At 69.9% G+C, this 26187-nt stretch carries 25 protein-coding genes; 10 read left to right on the top strand and 15 right to left on the bottom strand.

What is annotated here, in order from left to right:
* Window positions 1-36 precede the first annotated feature (36 nt).
* The 6 genes from ACFWBT_RS17070 to ACFWBT_RS17045 all read right to left on the bottom strand — a co-directional run bounded on the left by ACFWBT_RS17070 (window position 37) and on the right by ACFWBT_RS17045 (window position 6470).
* Window positions 37-1053 (bottom strand): glycoside hydrolase family 6 protein, encoded by a 1017-nt coding sequence (locus ACFWBT_RS17070; RefSeq protein WP_385700795.1) that lies wholly within the window; start codon window positions 1051-1053, stop codon window positions 37-39.
* A gap of 515 nt (window positions 1054-1568) precedes the next feature.
* Window positions 1569-2234, bottom strand: coding sequence for a class F sortase (locus ACFWBT_RS17065; protein ID WP_385700792.1), 666 nt, complete (start codon window positions 2232-2234; stop codon window positions 1569-1571).
* A gap of 1 nt (window position 2235) precedes the next feature.
* Window positions 2236-2787: a hypothetical protein gene (locus tag ACFWBT_RS17060; protein WP_385700790.1), complete on the bottom strand. Its 552-nt coding sequence runs from the start codon at window positions 2785-2787 to the stop codon at window positions 2236-2238.
* Between the two features lie 130 nt (window positions 2788-2917).
* On the bottom strand, window positions 2918-3697 hold the full coding sequence (locus ACFWBT_RS17055) for an HAD-IIA family hydrolase (RefSeq protein WP_385700787.1): 780 nt from the start codon (window positions 3695-3697) through the stop codon (window positions 2918-2920).
* Between the two features lie 295 nt (window positions 3698-3992).
* Window positions 3993-4910, bottom strand: a complete 918-nt coding sequence (locus ACFWBT_RS17050) for a hypothetical protein (RefSeq protein WP_385700786.1) — start codon at window positions 4908-4910, stop codon at window positions 3993-3995.
* A 357-nt stretch (window positions 4911-5267) separates the two neighbouring features.
* Window positions 5268-6470 carry an ROK family protein gene (locus ACFWBT_RS17045; protein ID WP_385700783.1) on the bottom strand — a complete coding sequence of 401 codons (1203 nt, stop codon included), beginning with the start codon at window positions 6468-6470 and terminating at the stop codon, window positions 5268-5270.
* Window positions 6471-6677: 207 nt separating this feature from the next.
* Between ACFWBT_RS17045 and ACFWBT_RS17040 the strand changes: the two genes are divergently transcribed.
* Window positions 6678-7763, top strand: coding sequence for a Gfo/Idh/MocA family oxidoreductase (locus tag ACFWBT_RS17040; RefSeq protein ID WP_385700781.1), 1086 nt, complete (start codon window positions 6678-6680; stop codon window positions 7761-7763).
* Window positions 7760-8242, top strand: a complete 483-nt coding sequence (locus ACFWBT_RS17035; protein WP_385700779.1) for a heme-degrading domain-containing protein — start codon at window positions 7760-7762, stop codon at window positions 8240-8242. The genes ACFWBT_RS17040 and ACFWBT_RS17035 overlap by 4 nt, the downstream gene beginning before the upstream one ends.
* 120 nt (window positions 8243-8362) lie before the next feature.
* Here the strand turns inward: ACFWBT_RS17035 and ACFWBT_RS17030 are convergent, their stop codons facing one another.
* The 4 genes from ACFWBT_RS17030 to ACFWBT_RS17015 all read right to left on the bottom strand — a co-directional run bounded on the left by ACFWBT_RS17030 (window position 8363) and on the right by ACFWBT_RS17015 (window position 11270).
* Complete coding sequence (locus tag ACFWBT_RS17030) at window positions 8363-9220, bottom strand: fumarylacetoacetate hydrolase family protein (protein ID WP_385700776.1); 858 nt, start codon at window positions 9218-9220, stop codon at window positions 8363-8365.
* 208 nt (window positions 9221-9428) lie between these two features.
* A complete protein-coding gene (locus ACFWBT_RS17025) occupies window positions 9429-10187 on the bottom strand; it encodes a YidC/Oxa1 family membrane protein insertase (protein ID WP_385700773.1) in 759 nt (252 codons plus the stop codon).
* Between the two features lie 131 nt (window positions 10188-10318).
* Window positions 10319-10627 carry a DUF6412 domain-containing protein gene (locus ACFWBT_RS17020; protein ID WP_385700771.1) on the bottom strand — a complete coding sequence of 103 codons (309 nt, stop codon included), beginning with the start codon at window positions 10625-10627 and terminating at the stop codon, window positions 10319-10321.
* Window positions 10628-10670: 43 nt separating this feature from the next.
* Window positions 10671-11270 carry a winged helix-turn-helix transcriptional regulator gene (locus tag ACFWBT_RS17015; protein WP_385700768.1) on the bottom strand — a complete coding sequence of 200 codons (600 nt, stop codon included), beginning with the start codon at window positions 11268-11270 and terminating at the stop codon, window positions 10671-10673.
* Window positions 11271-11408: 138 nt separating this feature from the next.
* Here ACFWBT_RS17015 and ACFWBT_RS17010 point away from each other — a divergent pair, with 138 nt between their 5' ends.
* Complete coding sequence (locus tag ACFWBT_RS17010) at window positions 11409-12929, top strand: MFS transporter (RefSeq protein ID WP_385700766.1); 1521 nt, start codon at window positions 11409-11411, stop codon at window positions 12927-12929.
* 172 nt (window positions 12930-13101) lie between these two features.
* On the opposite strand, the gene ACFWBT_RS17005 is transcribed toward ACFWBT_RS17010, so the two are convergent.
* Window positions 13102-13935, bottom strand: coding sequence for a class E sortase (locus tag ACFWBT_RS17005; protein ID WP_385700763.1), 834 nt, complete (start codon window positions 13933-13935; stop codon window positions 13102-13104).
* A gap of 409 nt (window positions 13936-14344) precedes the next feature.
* Between ACFWBT_RS17005 and ACFWBT_RS17000 the strand changes: the two genes are divergently transcribed.
* Both ACFWBT_RS17000 and ACFWBT_RS16995 read left to right on the top strand, forming a co-directional pair.
* A complete protein-coding gene (locus tag ACFWBT_RS17000) occupies window positions 14345-15820 on the top strand; it encodes a beta-1,6-galactanase (RefSeq protein ID WP_385700761.1) in 1476 nt (491 codons plus the stop codon).
* A 172-nt stretch (window positions 15821-15992) separates the two neighbouring features.
* The gene (locus tag ACFWBT_RS16995; protein WP_385700759.1) at window positions 15993-17006 is read left to right on the top strand and encodes an SEC-C domain-containing protein; all 1014 of its coding nucleotides are present in this window, start codon (window positions 15993-15995) and stop codon (window positions 17004-17006) included.
* 58 nt (window positions 17007-17064) lie between these two features.
* Here the strand turns inward: ACFWBT_RS16995 and ACFWBT_RS16990 are convergent, their stop codons facing one another.
* The gene (locus ACFWBT_RS16990) at window positions 17065-18162 is read right to left on the bottom strand and encodes a YDG/SRA domain-containing protein (RefSeq protein WP_385700756.1); all 1098 of its coding nucleotides are present in this window, start codon (window positions 18160-18162) and stop codon (window positions 17065-17067) included.
* Window positions 18163-18362: 200 nt separating this feature from the next.
* Between ACFWBT_RS16990 and ACFWBT_RS16985 the strand changes: the two genes are divergently transcribed.
* Complete coding sequence (locus tag ACFWBT_RS16985) at window positions 18363-21452, top strand: DUF3427 domain-containing protein (RefSeq protein ID WP_385700801.1); 3090 nt, start codon at window positions 18363-18365, stop codon at window positions 21450-21452.
* Window positions 21453-21455: 3 nt separating this feature from the next.
* Here ACFWBT_RS16985 and ACFWBT_RS16980 read toward each other — a convergent pair whose 3' ends face one another.
* Window positions 21456-22112, bottom strand: coding sequence for an ATP-binding protein (locus ACFWBT_RS16980; protein ID WP_385700753.1), 657 nt, complete (start codon window positions 22110-22112; stop codon window positions 21456-21458).
* Window positions 22113-22320: 208 nt separating this feature from the next.
* On the opposite strand from ACFWBT_RS16980, the gene ACFWBT_RS16975 reads away from it, so the two are divergent.
* Window positions 22321-23166, top strand: coding sequence for a helix-turn-helix domain-containing protein (locus tag ACFWBT_RS16975; RefSeq protein ID WP_385700751.1), 846 nt, complete (start codon window positions 22321-22323; stop codon window positions 23164-23166).
* Window positions 23166-23384 carry a DUF397 domain-containing protein gene (locus tag ACFWBT_RS16970; protein ID WP_385700749.1) on the top strand — a complete coding sequence of 73 codons (219 nt, stop codon included), beginning with the start codon at window positions 23166-23168 and terminating at the stop codon, window positions 23382-23384. The genes ACFWBT_RS16975 and ACFWBT_RS16970 overlap by 1 nt, the downstream gene beginning before the upstream one ends.
* Window positions 23385-23424: 40 nt before the next feature.
* On the opposite strand, the gene ACFWBT_RS16965 is transcribed toward ACFWBT_RS16970, so the two are convergent.
* The gene (locus ACFWBT_RS16965) at window positions 23425-24117 is read right to left on the bottom strand and encodes a hypothetical protein (protein WP_385700746.1); all 693 of its coding nucleotides are present in this window, start codon (window positions 24115-24117) and stop codon (window positions 23425-23427) included.
* Window positions 24118-24276: 159 nt separating this feature from the next.
* On the opposite strand from ACFWBT_RS16965, the gene ACFWBT_RS16960 reads away from it, so the two are divergent.
* Window positions 24277-24771 carry a hypothetical protein gene (locus ACFWBT_RS16960; RefSeq protein WP_385700743.1) on the top strand — a complete coding sequence of 165 codons (495 nt, stop codon included), beginning with the start codon at window positions 24277-24279 and terminating at the stop codon, window positions 24769-24771.
* Between the two features lie 27 nt (window positions 24772-24798).
* Window positions 24799-25101, top strand: a complete 303-nt coding sequence (locus tag ACFWBT_RS16955; RefSeq protein ID WP_385700740.1) for a hypothetical protein — start codon at window positions 24799-24801, stop codon at window positions 25099-25101.
* Window positions 25102-25191: 90 nt separating this feature from the next.
* Here the strand turns inward: ACFWBT_RS16955 and ACFWBT_RS16950 are convergent, their stop codons facing one another.
* Window positions 25192-26151, bottom strand: a complete 960-nt coding sequence (locus tag ACFWBT_RS16950; RefSeq protein ID WP_385700738.1) for a GlxA family transcriptional regulator — start codon at window positions 26149-26151, stop codon at window positions 25192-25194.
* Between the last annotated feature and the right edge of the window lie 36 nt (window positions 26152-26187).

Here is a 26187-nt window from a genome sequence, read left to right as displayed (position 1 = left end):
ACAGGGAGGGCGCCCCCTTTCACGTACGAACTGCCGCTACCCGGAGGCCTTCGCGAGCTTCAGGGCGTACTCCGCCCACCATTCGCCCGCCTTCGGGCCTCCCTTGCACGTGCCGTCCGACTCGCCCGGCCGCTTGACCCACAGATACGCGTCGACGAGCGGATCGGCGGTCTTGGTCGTCGGGCTCTCGCCGAGCGCGCGGCCCGGCGGGTTGCACCAGTTCTCGTCGGCCTTGCCGCCCGTGTACGGACCGTTGCCGTTGCGGCTGGTGTCGATGACGAAGTGCTTGCCCGCGACCTTCGCGGCCAGCTGCTTGCCGTAGGCGATGGAGTCCTCGGTCGAGTAGAAGTTGGAGACGTTGACGGAGAAACCGTCGGCCTCGGCGATGCCCGCCCACTGCAGCGGCTGGAAGATCTGGTCGGGGTGGCCCCAGCCCGCGTTGCCCGCGTCCAGGTACACCTTTGTGTTCTTCAGGGACTTGAGCTTGCCGACGGCGCCCTTGAGGAGGTCGTAGCGCTCCTCGTGGAACTCCTCCGGAGTGCACTGGTTGACCAGGTGCAGGATGGCGTCCGGTTCCAGGATCACCGTGGCCGGGCGGTCCCCGATCCCCTTCGCCACCCCGTCGATCCAGGTCCGGTAGGCGTCGCCGTCGGCGGCACCGCCCTGCGAGAACTGGCCGCAGTCGCGGTGCGGGATGTTGTACAGGACGAGGATCGCGGCCCGGTCGACCTTCTCGGCGGCCTCGGTGAAGCCGCGCGCCTCCTGCTCAGGGTTCTCCGCGCCGATCCACTCACCGGTGGGCTGCTCGGCTATCTTGCGGATCTGCTCGGCGTCCTTGTCCTTGCCCGCTCTGGCGTAGGTGGCGACCTGCTCGGCCGCGTTCCCGTCCGGATTCACCCAGAACGGGTCCGCGTTCTTCGGCTGCTGTGTGACCTTGGCTCCGGAACCCTCGTCCTTGTCCCCGTCGCCCCCGGAGGAACACCCCGCGAGCAGCAGTGCCGCCCCCAGCACCGCCGTGGACGCCCGTGCCCCGGCACCCCTCTTGCCGTACATGCAACTCCCCCTCGGGTGCACCGTCCTAAGCCTCAATCGTGACATACCCGCCGCGCGGCCCACGAGGCCGCCCGGGCCTTGTCGGCGAGCTGTTACAGCCCCGCCTCCGCGACCGCGCGCTCCGGCACCGGCACCCCACGGACGAGCGACGCGGGTCCGTGACCACGCCATGGACCGGGGTAACGGAACGCATAGTCATCCGCGGTTCCGGGAAGGCTTCCGGAGCGACCGCGCCCGGCCTGCGGGCATCGCCCGGCGCCACCCGTCACGGACTTGGCGTCGGACAGCCTCTGGGCCACGCCGCTCACCTGTTCCCAGGTGGCGGCGAGCGGCCCGAGCCCCCGGCCAGTCGCTCCGGCCCGACCGCCCCGCACCGGCGGACGGGCTCCAGACCTCCCGCGCCGGCGCCGGGTTACTCCCGCAACCCGTGCGCGCGCGGTCGAGGACCAGCCCGGTCGGCGGCTTCGGGGGAGCGGGTCGTCGACCGGGCCCGGTAACCGCGTCCGTATCCCCGCTCAGGGCCCGTTCCCCGTGAGATACGCCGAGACGATCACGTTGGCCGTGTAGCTGCCGCTGGTCCGGTCGAAGGTTCCGCCGCACGTGATCAGCCGCAGCTCGGCCCGGCCCGACTGCCGTTCACCGTAAGCCTGTCGGGCGTCGAAGTGGTCGCGCGCGAGCACCTGGACGTCGTCCACGGTGAACTCCGCGACCGTCCCGTCGTCGCGGACGACCCTGACGGTGTCGCCGGGCTTGACGGCGCTGAGCTTGTAGAAGACCGCGGGCCGGGTCTCGGTGTCGACGTGCCCGACCATCAGCGCGGTCCCGGCTGCGCCCGGCTGCGCCCCGGCCGCGTACCAGCCGACGACGCCCGGCTGCTCGTACGGCGGCGGATCGATCCCGCCCCGCCGGTCGAGCCCGCGGGCCACCACGGGGGCCTGCACTCCCATCGAGGGAATGTCGACGCGCTGCGGCCGGGCGTTCCCGAGGGGCTTCAGCGCGGGCGGCAGCCGCACCTCCGGCGGCCGTCCGACGGCCGCGATGTCCCCCGTGGTCGGCGCCGATATCCCCAGCCGCAGGTCCGTCACCTGACGGCCCCACAGCCACAGTCCGAGCAGCAGCACCAGCCAGGCCACGCCGGTCAGCAGGCGGCCGGCGCCCGGGGAACGCTCCCGTTCGGCCATGTCAGTCGCGGCTGTCGTGGCCCCGGCGCGCGCCGCGGACCGCCACTGCGGCCGCGGCGACGCCCGCGAGGACCAGGCCGACCACGGCCTGCTTGGTGCCGGGTCCGGCCGCTCTGGCGTCCACCGAGGCGAAGTGGGCGGTACCGCCGCCGCCCGCGTGCACGGGCGCGATCGGCGAGGCGGGTGGGGAGACGCTCGGGGTGGAGTCCGGCGCCGTGACGGTGACCGTGCCCCTGACCCGGCCGGAGTGGCCGTCGCAGTCGACCTCGATGCCGTAGCTGCCGGGGTTGAGCGAGGTGCGGACGCGGGTCTCCCCGGTCAGTCCGCCGCCGCCCCCGCCGGTCAGCCGCGCGTCCGAGACGAACGCGTCGGACACCGCGGTGCCCGTCCGGCCCGCGCAGCCCATGACCCGCAACTGGATGTCGCTGCCGGGGCCGGGGGACGCGGGTGTCACGGAGATACCGGCCGGTCCCGCGTCGGCCGCGTACGCGGCGGGCGTGAACGCGGCCGCGACCACCGCCCCGGCACAGAGAGTGAGTCGCATTGAGCGCATCGTGAAACCTCCAGATATCTGGAGACTCCCCCTCTGGGCGGCGGCCCGCATCTTCAGGGGGCCGCCGCTGCTCCGTACGGGTCAGTCCGCGGCGGTGCGGGTTTCGGATCCGCTCGGCGCGCTCCGGGATTCAGATGCGGTCGACGAGATCCGCGATCGAGTCGACGATCTTCGACGGCCGGTACGGGTAGCGCTCGATCTCCTCCGGCGTGGTCAGCCCGGTCAGGACGAGGAAGGTCTGCATCCCCGCCTCCAGACCGGCCAGGACGTCGGTGTCCATGCGGTCGCCGATCATCGCGCTCGACTCCGAGTGCGCGCCGATGGCGTTCAGCCCGGTCCGCATCATCAGCGGGTTCGGCTTGCCCGCGAAGTAGGGCTGCTTGCCGGTGGCCTTGGTGATCAGCGCGGCCACCGCTCCGGTGGCGGGCAGCGGCCCCTCGGTGGACGGGCCGGTCTCGTCCGGGTTGGTGGCGATGAACCGGGCGCCGCCCTTGATCAGCCGGACCGCCTTCGTCATGGCCTCGAAGGAGTAGGTACGGGTCTCGCCGAGGACCACGTAGTCCGGTTCGTGGTCGGTCAGGACGTACCCGATGTCGTGCAGCGCGGTGGTCAGGCCCGCCTCGCCGATGACGTACGCCGTGCCGCCGGGCCGCTGGTCGTCCAGGAACTTGGCCGTGGCGAGGGCGGAGGTCCAGATGTTCTCGACGGGCACGTCCAGGCCCATGCGCTGGAGCCTGGCGTGCAGGTCGCGGGCCGTGTAGATCGAGTTGTTGGTCAGGACCAGGAACGGCCTTCCGGACTCCCGCAGCTTCTTGATGAACGCGTCGGCGCCGGGGATCGGCACACCTTCGTGGATGAGGACACCGTCCATGTCGGTGAGCCACGACTCGATGGGCTTGCGCTCTGACATGTACGGGTTCTCCTGCCGTCCTGGCGTACGTACGCACTCGATCCGGGGACGCCGGAACGACGCTGTGCCGACGCCCCCAGCCTAGTCAGGGCGGTGTGATCCCGGCCCGGCCGGGATCACACCGCCCCGGCCGGGTCGGACCGGCTCGGCCGGCACGCCGTCGCGGGGTCAACCGGCGGGGCGCCGGAACGAGCTCCGGAATGCCGGAGCGGACGGGGGCGCCAGGAGCCTGGTCGTTCGGACGGTCGACGGAAACGATCGTCGCGGACGGCGCTCCCGCCACGGCTTCCAGGTGTCAGGGCCGGCGCGGACGCACCCGCCGCCCCAGGGCGAGCAGTCCGGCTCCGGAGACGAGCAGGGTGAGCGCGAGCGCGGCCAGTCCCAGCCGGTTCGAGGCACCGGGTCCGGTGCTGGCCAGCTGGTCGGCGGACGGCGCCGCCGCACCGGTCTCCGCGGTCCCGCCGACGGTCGTCCCGCTGCCGGTCCCGCCGCTCGGAGTGCCCGTACCGGCGCTGGCACTGGCGCTGGCACTGGCACTGGCACTGGCGCTGGCGCTGGCGCTGGCGTCGGTACCGGTGTCGGCGGCGCCCACGTCCGCGCCCGCTTCCTTACCCGTCTCCTCGCTCCTGCCCGTGCCGTCGTCCTCGACGCGGAACCGGTAGTCGTTCGACTCCCCCACCCAGTCGCCGTCGTCCTCGTGCCGCTGCACGACGGCCGCGTTCGCGACGACGGTGTTCGGCGCGGTCGCGCCGGAGGTCAGGGAGAGCCGCACCTTCACGGTGAGGGTGCGGCCGGGCGCCACGGTGAACCCGGGGAAACCGTCGTCGAACGGCCCCACGTTCTCGTCCTCGTCGCTCCGTACGAACGTCACCGCGTGCGCCCGCCCCCCCTCGAAGAACTCCAGCCGTGCCTGCTCCGGCCGCAGCGTCCGCTTCGCGTCGACGAGGACGACGACCGGATGGATCGCGCCGCAGGTGTGCGCCGTGGTGTTGGTGAGGTCGATGTACCAGGTCCCGAAGCCGCCGCCGGCCTCGTAGGCGTCGGGACCACCGTGGATACGGGTCTTGATCGGGAAGTCGCGGGTGTCGGACGAGACGCAGGCGGGCCGGGGTTCCAGCGCGTGCGCCGGGGTCGGCGTGAGCGTCACGCACAGGGCGAGAGCCGTCGGGGCGAGGGCGGTCGGGGCGAGCGGGTGGGACGTACGCAGTCGCATGAGGAGCCTTTGGCCGATCGGAGGGTGGCGGGGATCGGGAGGATCGAAAGCGTCAGTCGGTACCGGGCAATGGCCCCGTGACCCTGCCACGCGTCACCCCCGCCGACGGACCGCCACGCACGGAGTCACCCCGTTCGGCCGCACAGATCCCCTCACCCGGCCCGCATCCCCCTCCACCGACCCCGAACCCCTTCACCGACCCCGCACCACCTCCGCCCAGCCATCTCCCCCCCTGGCTCAGCCCCCGTGGCTCAAGCGCTCAACCCATATCCCGTCGCCCGGTCAGCTCCTCGCCGTGCTGCCCGCGTCCTCGTCCGCCCGGCCGTCCCGACGGCCCGGCTGCCCGCACCCCTCCGCTCAGCCCTCTCCCCGGCCGAACAGTGGGGCCAGCAGGAGTTGGGCCGCACCCTCGGCCACTCCGCGTGCCCCACCGGGAGCCACCCGGACCGGCACCGCGGCGCCGCCCCCTTCGCGCCGGGCCCGTTCCTCCAGGACGGCGCCGACGCCGCGTACGAAGACCTCCTCGTGCGCCGCGACCGTGCGCCCGCCCAGCAGGACGAGGTCGATGTCCAGCAACCCCACCAGATTCGCCGCCCCGGCGCCGAGCACCCGGGCCGCCTCGTCCACGGTCCCGCGCCCCACCGCGTCCAGACACAGCACCTCGATGCACCCCCGGTTCCCGCACTCGCACAGCGGCCCGTCCAGCTGGATGACCTGATGCCCGAACTCCCCGGCACCGGTACGGGTCCCCCGGTGCACGACCCCACCGAGCACGAGCCCGGCTCCGAGGCCCGTACCGAGATGCAGATACGCGAAGGATCCACCGCCGGAAAAGCCGGTGCCGGTGCCGGCGTCGGCACCGGACCCCACCGCGACGCCGAGTGCCGCCGCGTTGGTGTCCTTGTCCACCACCACCGGCAGCCCGAGCCGCCCGGCCAGCGCGTCCCGCAGCGCGAACCCGTCCCACTCGGGAAAGCCCGTGACCCGGTGCAGCACCCCCGAGGTGTGATCGAGGGGCCCCGGCAGCGCGACCCCCAGGCCGAGCGGCGACACCCCGCCGAGCAGGGCCGAGACCTCCCCGGCCGCCCCGTCGACCACCGCGTCGGCCCCGGCCCCCAAGTCCAGCGGTGCGCGCCGCTCGGCCACCACGGCCCCGGTGAGATCGCAGAGCACCACGGTCAGTTCGTCCCGGTCGAGGTGCAGCCCGACCGCGTGCCCCGCCTCGGGCACGAGCCGCAGCACCGTACGGGGCTTGCCGCCCGTGGACGCGCGGCGCCCGGCCTCCGTCGCGAAACCGTCCGCCCGCAGCCGCGCGGTGATCTTGCTGACGGCCTGCGGGGTCAGTCCGGTCCGCTCGGCGAGTTCGAGGCGGCTGATGCCGGCGGCCCCCGCCGTGCGCAGCAGATCGAGCACCAGCGCGGCGTTGTGACTGCGCAGGGCGGGCAGGTTCACCCCGGCCGCCCCGGCACCCGCGACGGCCACCGAACCTCCGGGGCCACCCGGACCGCGGGTGGCGCCGGGACTGCGGGTGGCTCCGGGACTGCGGGTCAGCTCCGCCATCTCCCCCGGTTCTCGCGGTTCTCTCCGCTCCGCAGACGCCTGCGACTCCCGCGACTTCTCCGGCGCGGCCGGAACAGCCGAAGGGGCCGGATCCCCCTGCTTCCCGGGGATCCCCGGCATCCCGCCCCCACCCACATTGGTCCTGTTCACATCACCCATTGTCCCCCGCGCTTGCACTTTGGCAACAGCGTTGCCAAAGTAGGACGCATGACAGGCATGACTGGTACGCCCCTTCGCGTGGGTCTCGTCGGCTACGGCCTCGCGGGTTCCGTTTTCCACGCCCCGCTGATCGCCACGACCGAGGGCCTCGCCCTCGACACGGTCGTCACCTCCCATCCGGAGCGCCAGGCGCAGGCCCGCGCCGAGTTCGGCGACGGACTCCGCTTCGCCGCCACGCCGGATGAGCTGCTGGCACGCGCCGACGAGCTCGACCTGATCGTCATCGCGACCCCGAACAAGACCCACGTCCCCATCGCGACCGCCGCCCTGAAGGCCGGCCTCCCCGTGGTCGTGGACAAGCCCATCGCCGGTACGGCGGCGGAGGCCCGCGAGCTGGCCGCCCTGGCCGACGAGCGCGGCCTGCTGCTCTCCGTGTTCCAGAACCGCCGCTGGGACAACGACTTCCTGACGCTCCGCAAGCTGCTCGCCGAGGGCGAGCTGGGCGACGTCTGGCGCTTCGAGTCGCGCTTCGAGCGCTGGCGCCCGCAGCCGAAGGGCGGCTGGCGCGAGTCCGGCGACCCGGCAGAGATCGGAGGTCTCCTCTACGACCTCGGCAGCCACCTCGTCGATCAGGCGCTCGTCCTCTTCGGCCCCGCGGCCTCGGTGTACGCAGAGTCGGACATCCGCCGCCCCGGCGCGCTCACCGACGACGACACGTTCTTCGCGATCACGCACACGAGCGGGGTCCGCTCCCACCTCTACGTCTCCGCGACGACCGCGCAGCTCGGCCCGCGCCTCCGCGTCCTCGGCTCGCAGGCGGGGTACGTCAAGTACGGCCTCGACCCGCAGGAGGCCGACCTGCGCGAGGGCAAGCGGCCCGGTGCCACGGCCGAATGGGGCATCGAGCCGGAGGCCCTGTGGGGCCGCGTCGGCTCCGGCGAGTCCCCGCTGACCGGCGGCGGCCGTCCCGAGCCCACGGTCCCGGGCGCGTACCCGGCGTACTACGCGGCCGTCGCCGCCGCCATCCGTGACGGTGGCCCCAACCCGGTGACCGCGCACGAGGCCGCGGCCGCCCTCGACGTCCTGGAGGCGGCCCGCCGCTCCGCCCACGAGGGAGTGGTGGTGACCCTGTGAACGCGCCCGCACCGGAGATCGCCGAGCTGATCACCGAGCTGGAGGAGCAGGAGCGCCGTCTGACGCTCCCCCGCTTCACCCACGACGACGCCTGGACCCTCGGCACGCTCCTCGTCGAGCTCGCCCGCGAGCGCAACGCGCCGGTCGCCGTCGACATCCGCCGCGGGGGCCAGCAGCTCTTCCACGCGGCACTGCCGGGTTCGACCCCGGACAACGACGCCTGGATCGACCGCAAGCGCCGCGTCGTCGAGCGCTACGGCTGCTCCTCGCTCCTGGTCGGCTCCCGCTTCCGCGCCAAGGGCACGACCTTCGAGGAGTCCTCGCGCCTGGACCCCGACACGTACGCGGCCCACGGCGGCGCGTTCCCGATCACCGTGACGGACGCGGGCGTCATCGGCACGGTGGTCGTATCGGGCCTCCCCCAGGTCGAGGACCACAAGATGGTGATCGAGGCCCTGGAAAAGTTCCTGGCCGCGTAGCGAGCCAGTTCCCCGCACCCCACCAGGGGCGCGGGGAACTGCGCGACCAACCACGACGCACCCGCGGCGAACGACTCACCCCAGCCGAAGGCGGACCCGACAGCGAACCAAGCGGAGCGCTTACGCGTTCTTGAGTTCCTGCCGCTGCCGCCCCAGCCCCCCGATCTCCAGTTCCACCACGTCACCCGCCCGCAGGAACGGCTTCGGCTCGGGCTGACCGAGCGCCACCCCGGCCGGCGTACCGGTGTTGATGACATCGCCGGGGTACAGGGTCATGAACTGGCTCACGTAGCGGACGACCTCGGCCACCGGGAAGATCTGCTCGGCCGTCGCGCCGTCCTGCTTCAGCTCACCGTTCACCCAGAGCTTCAGCGACAGCGCCTGCGGGTCCGGGACCTCGTCCGCGGTCACCAGCCACGGACCCAGCGGGTTGAACGTCTCGCAGTTCTTCCCCTTGTCCCAGGTACCGCCCCGCTCGATCTGGAACTCGCGCTCGGAGACGTCGTGCGCCACTGCGTACCCGGCGACATGGGCGAGCGCCTCCTCCTCGGACTCCAGGTAGCGGGCGGTACGGCCGATGACGACCGCCAGTTCGACCTCCCAGTCGGTCTTCACCGACCCGCGCGGTACGAGCACGGTGTCGTTCGGCCCGACCACGGTGTCCGCGGCCTTGAAGAAGATCACCGGCTCGGCGGGCGCCTCGGCGCCGGTCTCCCGGGCGTGGTCGTGGTAGTTGAGCCCGATGCACACGACCTTGCCGATCCGGGCCAGCGGCGGTCCGACGCGCAGCCCGGCCGGGTCCAGCGCTGGCAGCTCACCGGCCTCGGCGGCGGACCGGACGCGGCCGAGCGCCGCGCCGTCGGCGAGCAGCGCCCCGTCGATGTCGGCGACGACGCCCGACAGATCCCGCAGGGTCCCCTCGGTGTCGAGCAACGCGGGCCGCTCCGCCCCGGCCGTACCGACTCGCAGCAGCTTCATGGTCACCATCTCCCTCGATCACGGGCCGTCGACCGACGGGTGCAGCCATCGGAGGACTGGTCGATCGTCCAAGCTCGCTGTCCAGTCCGCAAGACCCCGTTCACGGACTGGACCGCCAGCCCCTCGCTCTCGGACCGCACCGCCTGGACCGCCCGTGCCGGCGCAGGGCCCTCGCCGGGCCTGCGCCGGGCCTGCGGAGGAAGCCCCGTCAGACGAGTGCCGCGGTCGCGGGCGCGGCCCCCGGCATGTCCCGGTAGAGCACCGCCCGCTCCACCGCGCTCCAGGTCGTACTGGTCACCACGTACAGCGCGGCCGCCAGCGGCACGACGGCCACGGTGAACAGCGTGAAGAAGGACATGAACGGCATGAGCTTGGTGACCGAGGCGAGCCCGGGCACCTGCTCACCGTCGCCCACCACGGGCGCGGCGGCGGTCATCCGCTTGGTCCGGCGGTAGTTGAAGGTGGCGACGGCCGCGACGACGGCGAAGAGGGCCAGGTAGACGAGGCCGGCCGGCCCGAAGAGCCCGCCGTCGCCGAGCGCGTCCGCCCACCGGTCGTCGAGCGGCGCGGCGGACAGCGTGTGCCCGAGCAGGGCGTTGGCCCCGCCGCCGATCGTCGAGCTGGAGAACAGGTGGTAGAGAAGGAAGAAGGCCGGCATCTGGAGCAGGCTGGGCAGGCATCCGGAGAGCGGCGGCACCTTCTCCGCGGCGTGCAGCTCCATCAGCGCCTTCTGGAGCTTCTCGGGGTCCTTCCCGTGCTTCTTGCGCAGCTGTGCGATCTGCGGCTGGAGCGCCGCGCGCGCCCGCTGCCCCCGCGCCGCCGCCCGCGACAGGGGATGCACGAGCAGTCGTACGAGCGCGGTGAACAGGACGATCGCGGCAGCGGTCGCCGAGGCGTGGAACAACGGCTGGAGCAGGTCGGCGAACCGCTCGACCAGGTACGCGAAAGCGGACATGAACGTGGACATGGGTGAGCCCTCCGGGGGTCTCGTCGTGCCGGGATGACGGAATGCGGCATGACGACCCGCGCGGGGTCACCTGGGATGGAGAGCCCACCCCGGGTGGAGAGTCACCGGGGGTGGAGAGCTGAAGGGGTGCCCTACGCGGTCGCCGGGAGGGCGTGTCCGGGGGCCCTGGGCCGCGGCCGACCGCTGGCGTCCGGATCGCGTTGTGGCAGGAAGGCCGTGCGCCGGGCGCGGTCGCGGATGGCCGTGCGCACCCGGGTGGGCGGCACAGGGGGCGCGCAGCGCGACACGATGAGGGAGCACGCGGCGAAGGCGGACCCGGCCGCGGCGGTGGCGGCGAGCGCGACGGTGGCGGTGAGGCTGCCGGTGTCGAGCAGGGCGACCTCGAGGAGCAGGAGCAGCAGTACGCCGGCGGGGCGGGCGTCGGCCCAGGTACGGATCATCGGCTGCCCCTCCTCGTACGTGGTGCGCGTGCCCTTCCGTTGGTTATACAGGATGCCTCTCGACAGCCCCCCGGGATTCGGCCCCGGCCGACTCCCGCCGGTCCGCCCCGGCCTGCTTCTGGGTGTCCGTCTCGATCGGCTCCAGCAGCCGCCTCGGCCCCAGCAGGGCCCGGCTGACCGGATCCGCCGGGTCTCGGTCGAGTCCGGGGCCCGGTGTCATCTCGACGTCGGGGACGGGCACGACCATGGCACAGGCGGGGCATTCGCCGTACGGGCCGAGCTCCGTGCCGCAGGCGGCGTGCCGGAAGTAGCGCAAGCGGGTCTCGTCGAAGTGCTCGCGGCCCCACAGTCCGAGCGAGCGCAGGGTGGGCCACAGGGCGATACCGCGATCGGTGAGGACGTACTCGTCGCGCGGCGGCGACTCCTGGTAGCGGCGCTTCTCGAGGATGCCCACGGTGGTGAGCGACTGGAGGCGGGCCGCGAGCACGGCGCGCGGGATGCCGAGGTGCACGAGGAAGTCGTTGTAGCGCCGTACGCCGTAGAGCGCGTCGCGGACGACGAGGAGCGTCCAGCGCTCGCCGACGATCTCCAGCGCGCGGGCGATCGAGCACTCCTGCGTCGCGTAGTCCTTGCCCAGAGCCATGACCCCACTGTAGCCACTTTCCGACATGTTGGTTCAGTGAACGAACCTTGAGTGTTACGGTCTACTCCAGTAGTAGGTTCAATGACCGAACCTAAGGCGCCACCGTACGGATGATCCGCCGTTTCGAAAGGGCAGGCCATGACCCGGCTCGACCGGACCGACACCAGCACCCAGCCCGACCACGCCACCGCGTCCTCCGGGGGCGCCTTGACGTCGACCCCGCCGGCCGGTTCGGCCTCCGCGCCTTCCCCCGCCTCCCCCGCCTCTCCGGCGTCTCCGGCTTCTCCGGCGTCGGCGTCCTCGGTGGCCACCCCCGCGGAGAGCTCGCCGCGGGCCACCCCGACCCTCGTCCTGACCAGTGCCGCCACCGCCGTGGCCCTGATGACGTACACGGCCCCGATGGTCACGCTCCCGGACACCGCGGCCGCGCTGCACACCTCGGTCTCCGCCCAGGCCTGGCTGCTCAACGGCACCCCGCTGGGCCTGGCCGCGCTGCTCCTGGTCGCGGGGAGCCTCGCGGACGACTACGGCCGCCGCCGGATCTTCCTGGCCGGCACCGTCGCCCTCGGCGTCACCACCGCCCTCGGCGCGCTCGCGGGCTCGACCTGGCTGTTCACCCTGACCCGCATCGCGCAGGGCGCGGCGAGCGCGGCGATCCTCGCGAGCAGCCTGGGCCTGATCGTGCACGCCTTCCCGACCCCACGCGGGCGACTGCACGCGACGGGGGTGTGGGGCGCGTTCGTGAGCGGCGGCATCGCGGTGGGCCCGCTCCTCGCGGGGGCCATAGCGGGCTGGGACTGGCGGATGGCGTACGCCGTCCTGGGCGCCGCCGCCCTGCTGGTCGCCCTTCTCGGCACCCGCGCCCTGACCGAGTCCCGCGCACCCCGCGGCGGCCGGCCCGACCTCGCGGGGGCACTGACCTTCGGCCTGGCGCTGGTGTCGCTGGTGGCCGCGCTGACGCTGGGCCGCGACGGCTGGCTGCGCGCGCCGGTGGGACTGCTGCTGGCGGCGTTCCTCGTCCTGATGGCCGTGTTCGTCGCCGTCGAACGCCGCACCGGGACGCCCATGATCGACCTCGGACTGCTCCGGCACCGCCGTTTCCTCGCCTCGTCCGCGGGCGGGCTCTTCATGGGGCTCGCGGTGATCGGCCTGTTCAGCTTCCTGCCGGCACTGCTCCAGCGGACGCTCGGGCTCTCCGCGATGGACACCGCGTGGCTGTTCCTGCTGTGGTCCGGCCTCTCCTTCATGGTCGCTCTCCAGGCTCGCCGTCTCGCCGGCCGGGTCTCCCACCGCCACCAGCTCGCCCTCGGCTTCGCGCTGCACGCGGTCGGCGTCCTGACGATGCTCGGCGCGGTCGGGGCCGGCTCCTGGGCTCGTCTGCTCCCGGGCTTCGTCATCTCCGGTGTGGGCAGCGGCCTGCTGAACGCCGCGCTGCCACTGCTCGCCGTCGAATCCGTACCCGCGACCCGCGCCGCGATGGGCTCGGGCGCCCAGCAGACCTTCCGCTACATCGGTTCGTGCGCCGGGGTCGCCCTCACGATCGCCCTCGTCACCTCCACCGGCGGACCGGCGCGCGGCGCGGACATCGCGATCGCCGTCTCGGCGGGGCTCGCCGCACTGGCGGCGGCGAGCGTGCTGGTGCTCCGGGACCGGGCGTAGGCCGCCGGCGCAGGCGCGCAGCGCGAGGGGCTGGCGTGAGTCGGCGGGCCTGGCCTGAATCGGCAGGGTTGCTTGAGTCGGCGGGCATGCGCGAGCCGGCTGGCGTCGCCTGAAATCGGCAGGCCTGCGTGAGTCGGCGGCCCTGGCCCGACTCGGCGGGATCGGGTCCCGGTCAGCGGGGCCGCATGGCGGTGAGCTTCCCCCACACCGCCATGCGGTACCTGGAGGTGTACTCGGGGGTGCACGTCGTGAGCGTGATGTAGTACCCGGGCTCGCTGTACCCGTACGACGGCCGGACGGTGCTGCGGGGCACCGGGCGGATCACCCCGCCGTCCCGCGGGGAGGTCTGCGCGAGCGTCCGGTCGACGGTGTACGTGTAGACGGCGGTTCTCGTCTCGACGGTGATCGTGTCGCCGCGCCGGAGCCTCGGGAGGTACCGGAAGGGCTCCCCGTGCGTGTTCCGGTGCCCGGCGAGCGCGAAGTTCCCTGCCTGCCCCGGCTGTTGGGTGCCCTTGTAGTGGCCGACGTAGCCCTTGTTGAGGACGTCCGGCTTGCTGACACCCTCGGCGACGGGCACCCGGAGGGAGAGCCGGGGAATGCCGAGGACGGCGTAGGCCTGGGACCAACGGGGCCGGGTCCGGCCACTGCCGGCCCCGGCCCGCCCGGCACCGGACGAAGAAAGCTGTCCGGCCGACTGCCCGCCACCCCCGGCACCACCCTTCCCCTCCGCGCTCTTCCTCTCCCCGCTCTTGCCCGCGCCGGGACCTGCGCTCGCGTCGGGGTCGCCACTTCCCGGAGCTGGAGTCCCCCACTCCCGCTCCAGCGCCTGCACCTTGCGCTCCGCGTTGTGCTGCGCCTGCCGGTTGGTCCACCACACCTGGTGCACGACCAGGAGGAGCAGCACCACTCCGACGGTGACGAGCACCTCGGCACCGCTCCAGACCGCGCGTCGGTACGCGGCCCGCCGTCGCCGCGTGCCGTGATGCACGATCCCCGGAGCCCGCATCCGTACGCCCCCTTCGCCGGGCGCACGATAGGCGGCGCCCCGCCAACTCACCAGCCCCGCGCGACTTCCGTACGCGGCGATGCCCCGGCGCCCACCAAAAAGCCTCCCCACGAGGAGACTCCCGACGAAGAGGCACGTCGCTCCACGCACGAGCTCTCTCCCCCTCCTCCTGCCCCCCTGCACGAGAGCCGCCGCACCCGTGGACGCTTCCTCCACCGGTTTTGGAAAGGGCTGTCACAACTCTCGACAACCCCACACACCACACCCGATGCTTCCTGATGGCATCAGCGGGACGGGCGAGCGCCGGTGGGGACGAGCCGACGGCCGAGTCGAAGTCGAGTCGTAATCCGACGGCCAACTCCGGTGGTACGACCGGTAGTTGCGCTTCAGACGGACGGAGAAGCCAGCCATGATCCGACGCAGAACACTTCTGGCCGCCGCGGGTGGTACGGCCCTCGGCGGCGCCCTGGCGACGGGCACCGCCCGCGCGGACGCGACGATCGCCGTCAACCCCGCGACGACGTACGGGAAATGGGAGGGCTGGGGCACCTCTCTGGCCTGGTGGGCCAACGTCTTCGGCGCCCGCGACGACTTCGCCGACCTCTTCTTCACCACCAAGTCGACCACGTACAACGGCGCTTCACGTCCCGGTCTGGGCATGACGATCGCCCGCTACAACCTCGGCGCGTGCAGCTGGAACACCGTGGGCGGCGAGACCATGACCGCCTCCGCCAACATTCCCTCCTTCAAGCAGATCGAGGGCTACTGGCAGGACTGGAACAACGAGGACCCGACGTCGTCGGCCTGGAAATGGACGGCGGACGCCACCCAGCGCGCCGCCCTCACCAAGGCGACGGCACGCGGCGCGTCGAGCGAGCTGTTCGCCAACTCCCCGATGTGGTGGATGTGTCTGAACCACAACCCGTCGGGCGCGTCCGGCGGGGGCAACAACCTCCAGTCCTGGAACTACCGCCAGCACGCCTCCCACCTCGCGGCGGTCGCGCTCTACGCGAAGACGAACTGGGGCGTGAACTTCGCCACCGTGGAGGCGTTCAACGAGCCCGCCTCCAACTGGTGGACGTCCACCGGCACGCAGGAGGGCTGCCACATGGACGCGTCCGTCCAGGCGGCCGTACTCCCCTATCTGCGCAGCGAGTTGGACAAGCGGGGCCTGACGGGAACGAAGATCTCCGCGTCGGACGAGACGAGCTACGACCTGGCCCGTACGACGTGGAACTCCTTCGGCTCGACGACCAAGGGCCTGGTCAACCGCGTCAACGTGCACGGCTACCAGGGTTCGGGCGGCCGCCGGGACCTCCTCTACACGGATGCCGTGACCTCCTCCGGCAAGGCGCTGTGGAACTCCGAGTACGGCGACGGCGACGGCACCGGACTGACCCTGGCGAGCAACCTCCTCCTCGACTTCCGCTGGCTGCACCCGACCGCCTGGGTCTACTGGCAGGTGATGGACCCGACGGCGGGCTGGGGCATGATCAAGTACGACGCGAGCACCCTGACGGCCGGCGCGGTGGAGACGAAGCTCTATGTGATGGCCCAGTTCAGCCGCCATATCCGCCCGGGGATGACGATCGTGGACACGGGCGTGGACTACGCGGTGGCGGCGTACGACGCGACGGCGAAGCGCCTGGTGATCGTCGCGGCGAACAAGGCCACGTCCGCCCAGACCCTGACCTTCGACCTCTCCCGTTTCACCACGGTCACCGGAGGCACGGGCGGCCTGGTCCCCCGCTGGAACACCCTGACGTCCGGCGGCGGTGACCTCTACACATCCCATTCGGACACCCACCTGACCGGCAAGACCCTCGCGGTGCCGTTCGCGGCGGGGGCGGTACAGACGGTGCAGGTGGACGGGGTGGTGGTGTGAGGCGGGCCTGAGGGGCCGCGGCGGCACGAACCGCCGCGGCCCGTCGGCCGACCGGACGCTCGGCCGACGCGACGACGCGACGACGCGTTCCGGAATATGCCGTCGGGGACTCCCGCGTCTCTGGCCTGCAGGTCTCTCTCCTTGGCGGCCCGGCGGCAGTACGGTGTCCACCATGCGCCCCGACACGCCTGCCGAGAACGTCGACCACACCGCCGAAGCGGCTCGCCTGGAGCGGACCGCCGGCCTGTATCCGGAGGACGCCGAGCACCTGCTCCTGCAGGCCGCGGCCCACCTCGAACTGGCCGGCGACCGCCCCGGCGCCACCACTCTCTACGACCACCTCCTCGCCTCGGACACTCCCCTGGAGAAGCCGTATCTGGTACGCGCCCTCAAGGCGTCGAACCTGTGGGAGTACGACCACGAGGCCGAGGCCCGCGCGATCATCGACGGAGTCAGGGCCGCGGCCCCCCGTGACCCGGCCCCCTGGGTGATCGTGGCGGAGGCCCTGGAGTCGCACGACGAGCTGGAAGCGGCGCAGGACACCTTCACCGAGGGAGCGGTGCTGCTCCTGACCGACGTGGCGGAACCCCCGTACTCCACGCTCCCCCTCCTCTTCGGCCGCCACCGCGTGCGCCGCATGCTGGGCGCGGCCCACGACGAGTGGGACGCCCTGGCCGACACCCTCCACTCGTCCCCGATCTCCCTGGACGAACTCCACGACCCGAAGCGGGTCTGGTCCCTCGGCTCGGACAACCCGGCGGAACTCCAGGCCGAGATCACCCGCCTCCAGGCCGAACTGGGCGCCTACCGCGCGGCCTTGTCCCGCCCGTTCCCGGTGGCGGTCCTCCACTGGTCGGCCCCCGAACTCGCGGAACTGGTCGCCGCGTACCCGGCCCTCACCGCCGAGTACCCCTCCCACGAGGAGCACCTCGCGACGATAGAGGCGTCCCTGCGCGAACTGGCCGCCTCCGGCACCCCGAACCTCGGCATCGTCACCGCCACGGTCCCGTCCTACGAGGCCTTCGCCGCCTCAGAAGCCTCGTCCCCGTCGGACACGACCCTGCTCCCCCAGTACGCGACAACGCTGGCAGCCCGGGGGCTGGCGGTGGCCTGGCCGCCGCAGCGGACGAGCGAGTGCTGGTGTGGGTCGGGGGCGCCTTATGGCGAGTGTCACGGGGCGGAGTAGCCAACCAGGACCCCATACCCCTTAAAGACAACGACCCCAGCCCTACTCCGGGCTGGGGTCAAGCCGTCCCGAGCCAGTACTCGCGGTGATAGCGGATGTAGTCCAAGTGCACCTTGTGCTGCTTTCTCCTCCTGAGCTTCGGCAGAACGTTCCCACCGAGCGCCCCGGCCCGCACGATGATCGACCAGTCGTCTTCGATCACGATGGCCCCAATATCCAGTCGCACATGACAGTTGGGGCAAAGGCACAAGAGGTTGGGTTCCACATCAGGGCCGCAATGAGGCATACCAAGCGGTCGCAGATGAGCGCCCTCGCTGTACGGCTGGTTATCGGGACCAACTAGCCGTAGGCCACACATCTGGCACTCGCCGTCGTGGAGGACCTTGACGTTTCTCGCCACGGCAGCATCGCGCACCAGGCGCTGAATCCGTGCCGTACGCCTCTGTGGGAACTTCTCTCCAAGCGATGCCTCCCCCTCGCCACCTCCCTCAGAGCCGTCCTCTTCGAGGTCATCGTCAGCCGCCCCCAGTTCCCCTTGGGGCAGCAACTCCAGCTCTTCCTCCTGGTCCAGCAACTCTGCAATGTGCTGTTCAGTCGAGGTCGGATCCTGGAGCTCATCAGGGAGACGTTCCAGATCAAACTGACAGATATGGATGGGCGTGCCATCCGGTGCCGGCCACTTCGATGACGCCGTGCGAATCTCAGCGATCCGATACAGGCCGTCATACCTGTAGCAGTCAATCGGGGAGTACCGAGGATCTCCCTTCCATCCGCGGATGACACGTATAGGGTGTCCTCGATCGTAACTGCGCTTCAAGGCATCATTGTCTTGATATGCCCACGATTGACTACACCGGAGCTTCGGTACACCACCGTCCTTGTATTTATCCTTATCGGGCGAAGCCCCCGTGTATCGCACCCAGGTCCAGTCATCCCGATCATCGTCGTAGCCCCCTTGCAAGACGATGGCGTCGGCGACGTCGCTGCCATCTTCATCCGCGAGCCACGAGATGCCCCTCATCGTGTCTCGATGCAGGCTGCTCCGCTTCACTTCCTTCCGTCGGTGAAACTCCGCTCCCGGGGCGATGCCTTCTATGTGACCAATTCTTCGCTCTCTCACCCGGACACCATGGATCGAATCGATCACTTCTGTCACTGGTGTATTCCGAGTTGACCGGTTCGCGACTGCTCTTTGATCACCTAGCGCCGTCGCGCTGTGCCCCGCCGCACGCCTGTCAGCGCCCCCTGTTACAACTGGTCATAGCCGCATCAGCGATCAGGGGGACCCGCGTGACTCAGCCAGGAGACCTGTCGCAGCCTGTGGCGGGTGTGTATGAGGAGCTCATCACCCAACGCATGCAAGCGCAGATGGACGAGCTGGGCTCGGCTGGGTGGAAAGCCATCGATGCCAGTGTCAGCGAAGAGTCCTCCCCTCATGTGATCGCTCGCCATCTCAGTCAGGCCATAGGGCGCAGACTCGCCCAAGTGCCCCCCGACCAACGTGTGGCTGTTGCAAACCAGATCATCGAATCACTGGCTTCCGACACCACCGCTCCAGGCGGACTCAGCACCGGCGACACTGTCGAGCTCATCGCTGACGGACCTCGTCAACTCCTGGCTCTCGCAGAGCAGGAAGCCCCTGGCGTCTATGCCGTGCGACCTCTCACCCCGCTGTCCGAGACTGCGCTGATCACCAACTCGTCGGAGGACCCCAGCCTCGGGAGCGAGCTGCGCGCGGAACTGGCCACGGCAGACCGCATTGACCTGCTTTGCGCCTTCGTCAAGTGGTACGGCCTGCGCGTGTTGGAAGATTCACTCCGGGCGGCTCGAGCCCGCGGCGTTCCTATCCGGGTAATAACGACCACGTACATTGGCGCGACTGACCGACACGCCCTTGACCGCCTAGTGCGTGACTTCGGCGCCGAGGTGAAGGTCAACTACGAGATTCGCTCGACCCGGCTGCACGCGAAGGCATGGCTTTTCCGACGCAACAGCGGCTTCGATACGGCCTACGTAGGCAGCTCGAACCTGTCCAAGGCCGCACTGCTCGATGGCCTGGAGTGGAATGTACGCTTGTCATCGGTCGCAACTCCAGCCGTACTCAACAAATTTGAGGCGACCTTCGACGCGTACTGGAATGACATCGCCTTCGAGTCGTACGACCCGGACAGCGACGGAGAGCGGCTCGATCGCGCCCTGTCGCAAGCAGGCGGTACCAGCAATCCAGGTGATCTGAAGATCAACCTGTCGGGACTTGAGGTGCACCCCTTCCCGCATCAGCGCGACATGCTCGAGCGCCTCCGTGTTGAACGCGAAATCCATGGCCGCAACCGCAATCTCCTGGTCGCTGCCACTGGAACGGGCAAGACTGTCATGGCAGCCCTGGACTATCGAGCACTGTGCAAGAAGCACGATGGTGAAGCTCCTCGACTGCTGTTCGTGGCGCACCGCAAGGAGATCCTCAACCAATCTCTGCGCACGTATCAAGAAGTTCTCGACGACGCGTCCTTTGGCGAGCTACTTCACGGCGGTCAGGATCCTCAACACTGGCAGCATGTGTTTGCCAGCGTCCAGTCGCTGAACGTCCAGCGACTGGAACGACTCGACCCCGACCACTTCGACATCATCGTCATCGACGAGTTCCACCACGCGACGGCAGCCACCTATCGGCGGGTCATTGATCACTTCAAGCCGAAGCAACTACTCGGCCTCACCGCTACGCCGGAGCGGATGGACGGGCTCAATGTGCAGGACGAGTTCTTCGAGGGGCGCATCGCAGCCGAAATGCGACTGTGGGAAGCCCTTGAGAACGATCTACTCTGCCCCTTCCACTACTTCGGCATTCCGGATGGCACGGACCTCACCAGCATCGGCTGGAAGCAAGGCGCTTACGCGGATCGAGACCTTGGGAACCTGTACACCGGCAACCATGCGCGCGCCCGCATCGTGGTCAAACAGATTCAGGACAAGGTCTCCCAGCCTGGAGCGATGCGCGCGCTTGGCTTCTGCGTCAGCAAGGCTCATGCACACTTCATGGCCGACTTCTTCCAGAAGGCCGGCTTTCATGCCGCAGCACTCGACAGTGATTCACCTGCCAGCGTGCGCGCACAGAAGCTCTCCGACTTGCGGGCCGGAAGGCTCCAAGTGATCTTCTCTGTCGATCTTTTCAACGAGGGTCTAGACATCCCAGACGTCGACACGCTGCTGCTCCTACGGCCCACAAACAGCGCCACAGTCTTCCTCCAGCAGTTGGGCCGAGGTCTCCGTCGCACGGAGACCAAGCCAGTCCTGACCGTTTTGGACTTCATCGGTCAGCACCGCGCGGAGTTCCGCTTCGAGGAACAGTTCCGGGCCATGACAAACCTCTCCCGCAACCGACTGGTAGAGCACATCGAGCACGACTTTCCGCAGCTTCCCTCCGGTTGCCAGATCCTCTTGGAGGGCAAGTCCAAGGACCTCGTCCTCGACAACATCCGCACTCAGTTGGGTGCCACCGTCAAGACGCTGGCGAAGGAAGCGAAGGCCTACGACACACCGCGCCTCGCCGACTACCTACGTGAGAGCCGACGAGAGATCAAGGAGCTCTACAAGGGCGGCAACTCATGGACGACAATCCTCCGTCGGTCAGGATTGCTGGACGAAGCACTTCCATTGGGGGAAGCGGAACTACTCAAGCGCGTCCACGCATTCCTGCACGTCGACGACCCTGACCGCGCCCGCGCGTACCTTCGCCTGCTCGCAGATGATGCACCCCCGTACGCATCGCTCACCCAGACCGAGCAGACGTACGCCCACATGCTCTTCTTCAACCTCTGGGATAACGCCGGCGGCTTCGCCAGCTTCCCAGAGGGCCTCGAATCGCTACGGGATCAGCCAGCGTTCCGCGACGAACTCCGGCAGGTGCTGACGTACGCCATGGAGCAATGCGACCACTTTCCGATCCCTCTGTCCGGCCCGCACAGCAGCATCCCGCTCAAGGTCCACAGCTCCTACAACCGGTCAGAGATTCTTGCCGCTCTGGGCGTTGCGCGCTTCGGCGGCCAGATGCCCCGATCCTTCGCGCAAGGCGTCCAATGGGTGGAGGACGTCAAGACGGACGCCTTGTTGATCACCTTGGAGAAGAACGAGAAGGACTTCTCTCCGACCGTTCGATACAAGGACTACGCACTGAGCCCCACGCTCTTCCACTGGGAGTCACAGAGCACAACGGCTGCAACCTCCCGCACGGGTCTGAGATATCAACACCACGTGCAACAGGGCAGCCATGTACTTCTGTTCATGCGGCGCTACAAGAACACCGACATCGGAAAATCTCAACCCTGGATGTTGCTAGGACCAGCTACGTACACGGGGCACACCGGCAGCAAGCCCATGGCCCTCACTTGGCGTCTACACCATGAGCTCCCCGCCGATGTGTGGACGTACTCGGCCATCGCGCCGGGGTGAGATTCAGTCGCCATCCATGCCCAGCTCCGCTTCGAGGCGCATCTGTGCGCGATCCAGCGCCTCGTCCCCGTCACGGCCGTGCGCTCGAAGCCAGTGGAGGAGGTCGGCGATGACTTCGATAGCCGCCTCTGCCGCTACAGCCACGCCTAACGTGCTCGGAGCCGTCACCCGGGACAGTCGCGTCACACCGTAGAAACCGAGCATCGCTCCAGCTCTTGCCACGCGGGCGCCTCCGCTGTGGCCGTCGGATGAACTCAGCTGAGTGGACAGCTCGCACCACGTGACCTTTCGGTCCGGGTGGAGCACCACACCCCAACGTTCCGCGACGGCGTCCACGAGCGCCATGCCTCGCCCGCCTTCGGAATCAGCCGCCGCCTCAACGAGAGTTGGCAAGGCGCGAGCGTCTGGGTCATGGACCTCGATGCGCAGGTGCGTGCCATTCATCGAAACGGCAAGCGTGGCCGGGGTGCCCGAGCCCACGTGGGTGATGACATTGGAGACGAGTTCGGTAACGCACAACTGGGCCGCGTCGCTGACCTCACAGATGCCCCACAGCCCCAGATGAAGCCGCATGATGCGGCGAAGAGCTGGCACCTCTCTCGTTTCCGCTACGAACGGGATGCCCCATGGCTTCCTCGGCACGCACCTCGTGCACTCCATGCCTCACTCCTTCCCGCTGGCCGTATCGCCTTCTGCGATTGACTCATCACCGAGAGTTGCAGTGGAACTCTCAAAATGGAACTCTCACCTTGTGATTCAGGCAGCGAGTGGGAGCGCGACAGTGCTCGCGCGCCCCGGCGTACGCGACCTTGCCACCACCGTCGGGCAGCCATCACGATCTGAGAGATCCGTACGGAGGGCCGCACCCATGGCAGTTGGACCTACCACTCGCAGACGCCAGCTTGGCGCCGCTCTACGGCGCCTACGAGAACGTAAAAGGCTCACTCTGGAGGAGGCGGGCGCACGCGTCGGGATCTCCAAGGCAACGCTTAGCCGCTACGAGACCAAAGAGGGATCGGTCAAGTGGCCAGCCGTAGACGCACTTTGCCGGGAGTACGGCACCACAGACGAGGAGCGTCTCGCCCTCGTCGAACTCGCCAAGGGTGCGAAGATTCAAGGCTGGTGGCGATCCCTCGCTGATCCCATTCCCGAGTCCATGAACTTGATGCTCACGCTAGAAGACGAGGTCGTGCGCGAGGACCACTACGCCTGCATGTACATCCCCGGCCTACTCCAAACGCGCGGTTACGCCGAGGCCGTCCACCGCGCCTCGGAGATGCAGTGCCCGGAGAGGGAGGTGCAGCACATGGTCGACATCCGCATGAAGCGACAGGAACTCCTGCACCGGGATGAGCCCCCGCACATCTGGTGCGTGATCGACGAAGCGGCGATCCGCCGAAGCGTCGGCGGACGCGAGGTCATGCACGAGCAACTTCAGCATCTCCTCGCCCTATCGGAACAGCCCCACATCACTACCCAGGTGCTGACCTTCTCAACAGGAGCCCATGCAGCAGCCGTTGGTAGCTTCGCGATCTTGCGCGGGCCAACCCCAGAATTGGACGTCGTGTATGTAGACGTCCTGGGCGGTGGCCTGTTCATGGAGAAGCATCAGGAATTGGAGCGCTATAGGTTGGCGTTCCAGTACCTCAGCGCGCAGGCACTCGATCTGGAGTCCTCGGTAGCGCTCATCGGCCGCATAAGCAAGGAGTCGTAATGCCTGAACCGCTGGCGCCCCTCTGGTTCAAGTCCTCCTACAGCGGCGGCAGCGGCACCGAATGCGTCGAGTGCGCCCACACGAACGCGGGCACGCTGATTCGCGACTCCAAGACCCCCGACGGTCCGATCGTCGTAGTTCGCCCTCCGACTTGGCGGGCCTTCATACGACACCTTCCCGCAGAGCGGGGCAACGGAAGCGGCGATGCGATTGCTTGACGCCGACAGGGCGCATGGATGGCGAGATGGCGCCCCGCCGTCACCCCGCCTCTGGCAGCAAGTCCGCTGCGAGTGGGTAGCCGATCCTCCCGGCCTCCGCGATCACCGTCTCGACGTCGGCCGAAGGGTTCAGGGCGGCGATGTGACCTCGGCCGAGCGGGCGCAGCTCGTAGAGGGCGCGTACTGCCTCGATGTTCACGGACGTCTCGTAGTAGTCCTCGGCGAACGCCTGGAACGCCTCGGGGGTCGGGGTGAGGAGTAGGTGGAAGAGCCAGTCCGAGCCGTCGGGGTCCGGATGTCCTTCGGGGAAGGTGATCCGGCCGGTCTCCCAGGTCGGGGCGTCCGTGTCGCGCCACAGGCACACCGTCACCACCGGGCATCCGTCCTCGTCCGTGAAGGCGGGCTCGTGGACATAGCGCCGGAAGGGTTCCGGTACTGAGTCCAGCACGCCGGGCCAGGGCTCCGGCACGTCCTCGTGGCCGTACGGGCTCAACGGGGACTCGTGGTCGAAGCCGCGGATGTACGCGCCGGTGCGGGCGAAGACGATGTCGTACTCGTCGCCGGATCCGTTTCTCATCGAGGCCGCTTCCTCGGTCTCCGACCACCGCGCGCTGTACGAGTGGTAGCACTCGCCCCCGGGGTTCACTATCGCCTCCGCCATGGCCATCGATCGGCAGAGATCTCTCAGGGAGCCGATGTCGGGCAGCGCGTCGGCGATGTCTTGGGCTGTCATGCGGTCCATCCAAGCGGGTGCCACCGACAGTCGGCCTGTCGGTGACCCGCGTGAACTGTGACGCCGCTGTTGCCGGAACTGTGGGCTCCGCCACAGGTGCGCCGCGATCGTCGTGCTGGACTCGGCGGATTCACCGACCGATCGACATGTGGGGCCGCGATGTGGTTTCTGACTCTGCTGTTCCTCGTCATCGCCGCTGTCACCGCCTTCGGCCTCATCGGGTACGGCTGCAGCGTCCTCGCGCGGCGCGGTGAGCGGCGCGGCGAGGCGACCCTGGCACTTCGGACGCTCGCCGCCTTCTCGGGCGCCGCCGCCGTCGCCCTTTACGCCTGGGGGCTGCTCCACGTCGCCGGTTCGCTCATGGATGCGGAGGACGGAGGCACCGACTCGGCGCCGGTCCGGCCCTGCCGTACGTCGGGGTGGCTGGAGCGGCATGAGCGAGGGATCGAGATCTCCGGCTACTCCGTGAGCTACGTGCCCCCGGGCTTCGTGTGCGAGACGAGTGACGGCGGGAGTTACGACATCGTCCCCCGTTACGTCGGTCCCGCCGTCCTGGGCTTCGCCCTCGCCGGTGCCGGCTGCGCCGTCTCCGCGGGCTATGTGACCGAGCTCCGCGCCCGGGGCCGGGCCCGCCGCGCTCCGACAGGGCGTTAGCCTCGGGTGACGAACGAGGAGGCAGTGATGGCGAAGGTTCCGGCCGCGATGGTGGCCGCCGGCGGGCTTGTCGGTGGGTACGGCGTCGCCCGTTGGACGAGGAAGCGGCAGCTGGGCGGGGTCGTGCTGGCCGCCGCCGGGGCCGTCGCCGCGCAGCAGTGGAAGCAGCAGGCCGGCGGGAGGGCCGCCGGGGCGCTGACCGCCGCGTACGTCGCCGCCTTCGCCGGGTCGCACCCGCTGGCCAAGAAGGTGGGCGCCTGGCCCGCCGTCTTCGGCGTCGCCGGTGCCATGGCCGTCGCCTCCTGGGCCGTCGCCGACCGGCGAGCCTGAACGACTCGGCTCCCCTCCCCCTTCAGGGAGCCGGGTCAAGGATCAGGGGTCAGGGGTCACAGGTCAGGGAGCCTGGTCACTGGACCCCCCTCAAGACGCCCCCGCTCCCCGGAACGCCCGCCGGTACGCGTACGGGCTCGTCCCCACCACCCGCTTGAAGCGTTCCCGGAATGCCGTCGGGGAGCCGAAGCCCGCCTGGGTGGCGATGCGTTCGACCGGGTACGTGGTCGTCTCCAGGAGGTACTGGGCGCGGCGTACCCGGGCCAGGTGCAGCCACTGGAGCGGGGTCGTGCCGGTCTGTTCGCGGAACCGGCGGTTGAGGGTGCGGGTGCTCATTCCGGCGTGGTCCGCGATGCCCTCCAGGGTCAGCTCCCGGTCCGCGTTCTCCTCCAGCCAGGCGAGCAGCGGCTCCATCGTCGTGCCCGCCGGTACCGGGGGCTGCGTCTGGACGATGAACTGCGCCTGGCCGCCCTCCCGTTCGAGCGGCATCACGGACAGCCGGGCCGCGTGTGCGGCGACCGCCGAGCCGTGGTCCCTGCGGATCATGTGCAGGCACAGGTCCAGGGCCGCCGCCGCACCCGCCGAGGTGAGGAACTGGCCGTTGTCGACGTAGAGCACGTTCGGGTCGACGGTCACCGCCGGGTACTTCGCTGCCAGTTCACCGGCCGCGAGCCAGTGCGTGGTCGCCCGGAGTCCGTCCAGCAGGCCCGTGGCGGCGAAGACGAACGCGCCGACGCAGATCGACGCGATCCGCGTACCGTTCGCGGCCGCCGCGCGCAGCGCCTCCGCGACGCCCGGCGGCAGGGGCAGCGACGGGTCGGCCCGCCCGGGCAGGACGATCGTGTCCGCCTCGGCCAGCGCCTCCAGACCGTACGGGGCGCGCAGCGTGAACGGACCCGCGCTCACCTCCGCGTCCGCGGTGACCGAGCACACCCGGGTCCGGTACGCGGGCCGCCCGTCGGGCAGCCGGGCCCAGCCGAAGGTGTCGATCGGGGCGGAGAGGTCGAACGGGATGACCTGGTCCAGTGCCAGTACGGCCACGGTGTGCATGGCTGGAGCCTAGGTGTACGCCGGATTCCCGTCACC

Source organism: Streptomyces sp. NPDC060027 (genome assembly GCF_042737005.1).
Classification (GTDB): domain Bacteria; phylum Actinomycetota; class Actinomycetes; order Streptomycetales; family Streptomycetaceae; genus Streptomyces.
The sequence above is the reverse complement of the archived record's forward strand: the minus strand, read 5'-3'. Positions and strand labels throughout refer to the sequence as shown.

Bases quoted from the DNA above. Each gene is read 5' to 3' on its own strand.
- ACFWBT_RS17070 (WP_385700795.1), bottom strand. From the start codon at position 1,053: ATGTACGGCAAGAGGGGTGCCGGGGCACGGGCGTCCACGGCGGTGCTG.
- ACFWBT_RS17065 (WP_385700792.1), bottom strand. From the start codon at position 2,234: ATGGCCGAACGGGAGCGTTCCCCGGGCGCCGGCCGCCTGCTGACCGGC.
- ACFWBT_RS17060 (WP_385700790.1), bottom strand. From the start codon at position 2,787: ATGCGCTCAATGCGACTCACTCTCTGTGCCGGGGCGGTGGTCGCGGCC.
- ACFWBT_RS17055 (WP_385700787.1), bottom strand. From the start codon at position 3,697: ATGTCAGAGCGCAAGCCCATCGAGTCGTGGCTCACCGACATGGACGGT.
- ACFWBT_RS17050 (WP_385700786.1), bottom strand. From the start codon at position 4,910: ATGCGACTGCGTACGTCCCACCCGCTCGCCCCGACCGCCCTCGCCCCG.
- ACFWBT_RS17045 (WP_385700783.1), bottom strand. From the start codon at position 6,470: ATGGCGGAGCTGACCCGCAGTCCCGGAGCCACCCGCAGTCCCGGCGCC.
- ACFWBT_RS17040 (WP_385700781.1), top strand. From the start codon at position 6,678: ATGACAGGCATGACTGGTACGCCCCTTCGCGTGGGTCTCGTCGGCTAC.
- ACFWBT_RS17030 (WP_385700776.1), bottom strand. From the start codon at position 9,220: ATGAAGCTGCTGCGAGTCGGTACGGCCGGGGCGGAGCGGCCCGCGTTG.
- ACFWBT_RS17025 (WP_385700773.1), bottom strand. From the start codon at position 10,187: ATGTCCACGTTCATGTCCGCTTTCGCGTACCTGGTCGAGCGGTTCGCC.
- ACFWBT_RS17020 (WP_385700771.1), bottom strand. From the start codon at position 10,627: ATGATCCGTACCTGGGCCGACGCCCGCCCCGCCGGCGTACTGCTGCTC.
- ACFWBT_RS17015 (WP_385700768.1), bottom strand. From the start codon at position 11,270: ATGGCTCTGGGCAAGGACTACGCGACGCAGGAGTGCTCGATCGCCCGC.
- ACFWBT_RS17010 (WP_385700766.1), top strand. From the start codon at position 11,409: ATGACCCGGCTCGACCGGACCGACACCAGCACCCAGCCCGACCACGCC.
- ACFWBT_RS17005 (WP_385700763.1), bottom strand. From the start codon at position 13,935: ATGCGGGCTCCGGGGATCGTGCATCACGGCACGCGGCGACGGCGGGCC.
- ACFWBT_RS17000 (WP_385700761.1), top strand. From the start codon at position 14,345: ATGATCCGACGCAGAACACTTCTGGCCGCCGCGGGTGGTACGGCCCTC.
- ACFWBT_RS16995 (WP_385700759.1), top strand. From the start codon at position 15,993: ATGCGCCCCGACACGCCTGCCGAGAACGTCGACCACACCGCCGAAGCG.
- ACFWBT_RS16985 (WP_385700801.1), top strand. From the start codon at position 18,363: ATGCAAGCGCAGATGGACGAGCTGGGCTCGGCTGGGTGGAAAGCCATC.
- ACFWBT_RS16980 (WP_385700753.1), bottom strand. From the start codon at position 22,112: ATGGAGTGCACGAGGTGCGTGCCGAGGAAGCCATGGGGCATCCCGTTC.
- ACFWBT_RS16975 (WP_385700751.1), top strand. From the start codon at position 22,321: ATGGCAGTTGGACCTACCACTCGCAGACGCCAGCTTGGCGCCGCTCTA.
- ACFWBT_RS16970 (WP_385700749.1), top strand. From the start codon at position 23,166: ATGCCTGAACCGCTGGCGCCCCTCTGGTTCAAGTCCTCCTACAGCGGC.
- ACFWBT_RS16965 (WP_385700746.1), bottom strand. From the start codon at position 24,117: ATGACAGCCCAAGACATCGCCGACGCGCTGCCCGACATCGGCTCCCTG.
- ACFWBT_RS16960 (WP_385700743.1), top strand. From the start codon at position 24,277: ATGTGGTTTCTGACTCTGCTGTTCCTCGTCATCGCCGCTGTCACCGCC.
- ACFWBT_RS16955 (WP_385700740.1), top strand. From the start codon at position 24,799: ATGGCGAAGGTTCCGGCCGCGATGGTGGCCGCCGGCGGGCTTGTCGGT.
- ACFWBT_RS16950 (WP_385700738.1), bottom strand. From the start codon at position 26,151: ATGCACACCGTGGCCGTACTGGCACTGGACCAGGTCATCCCGTTCGAC.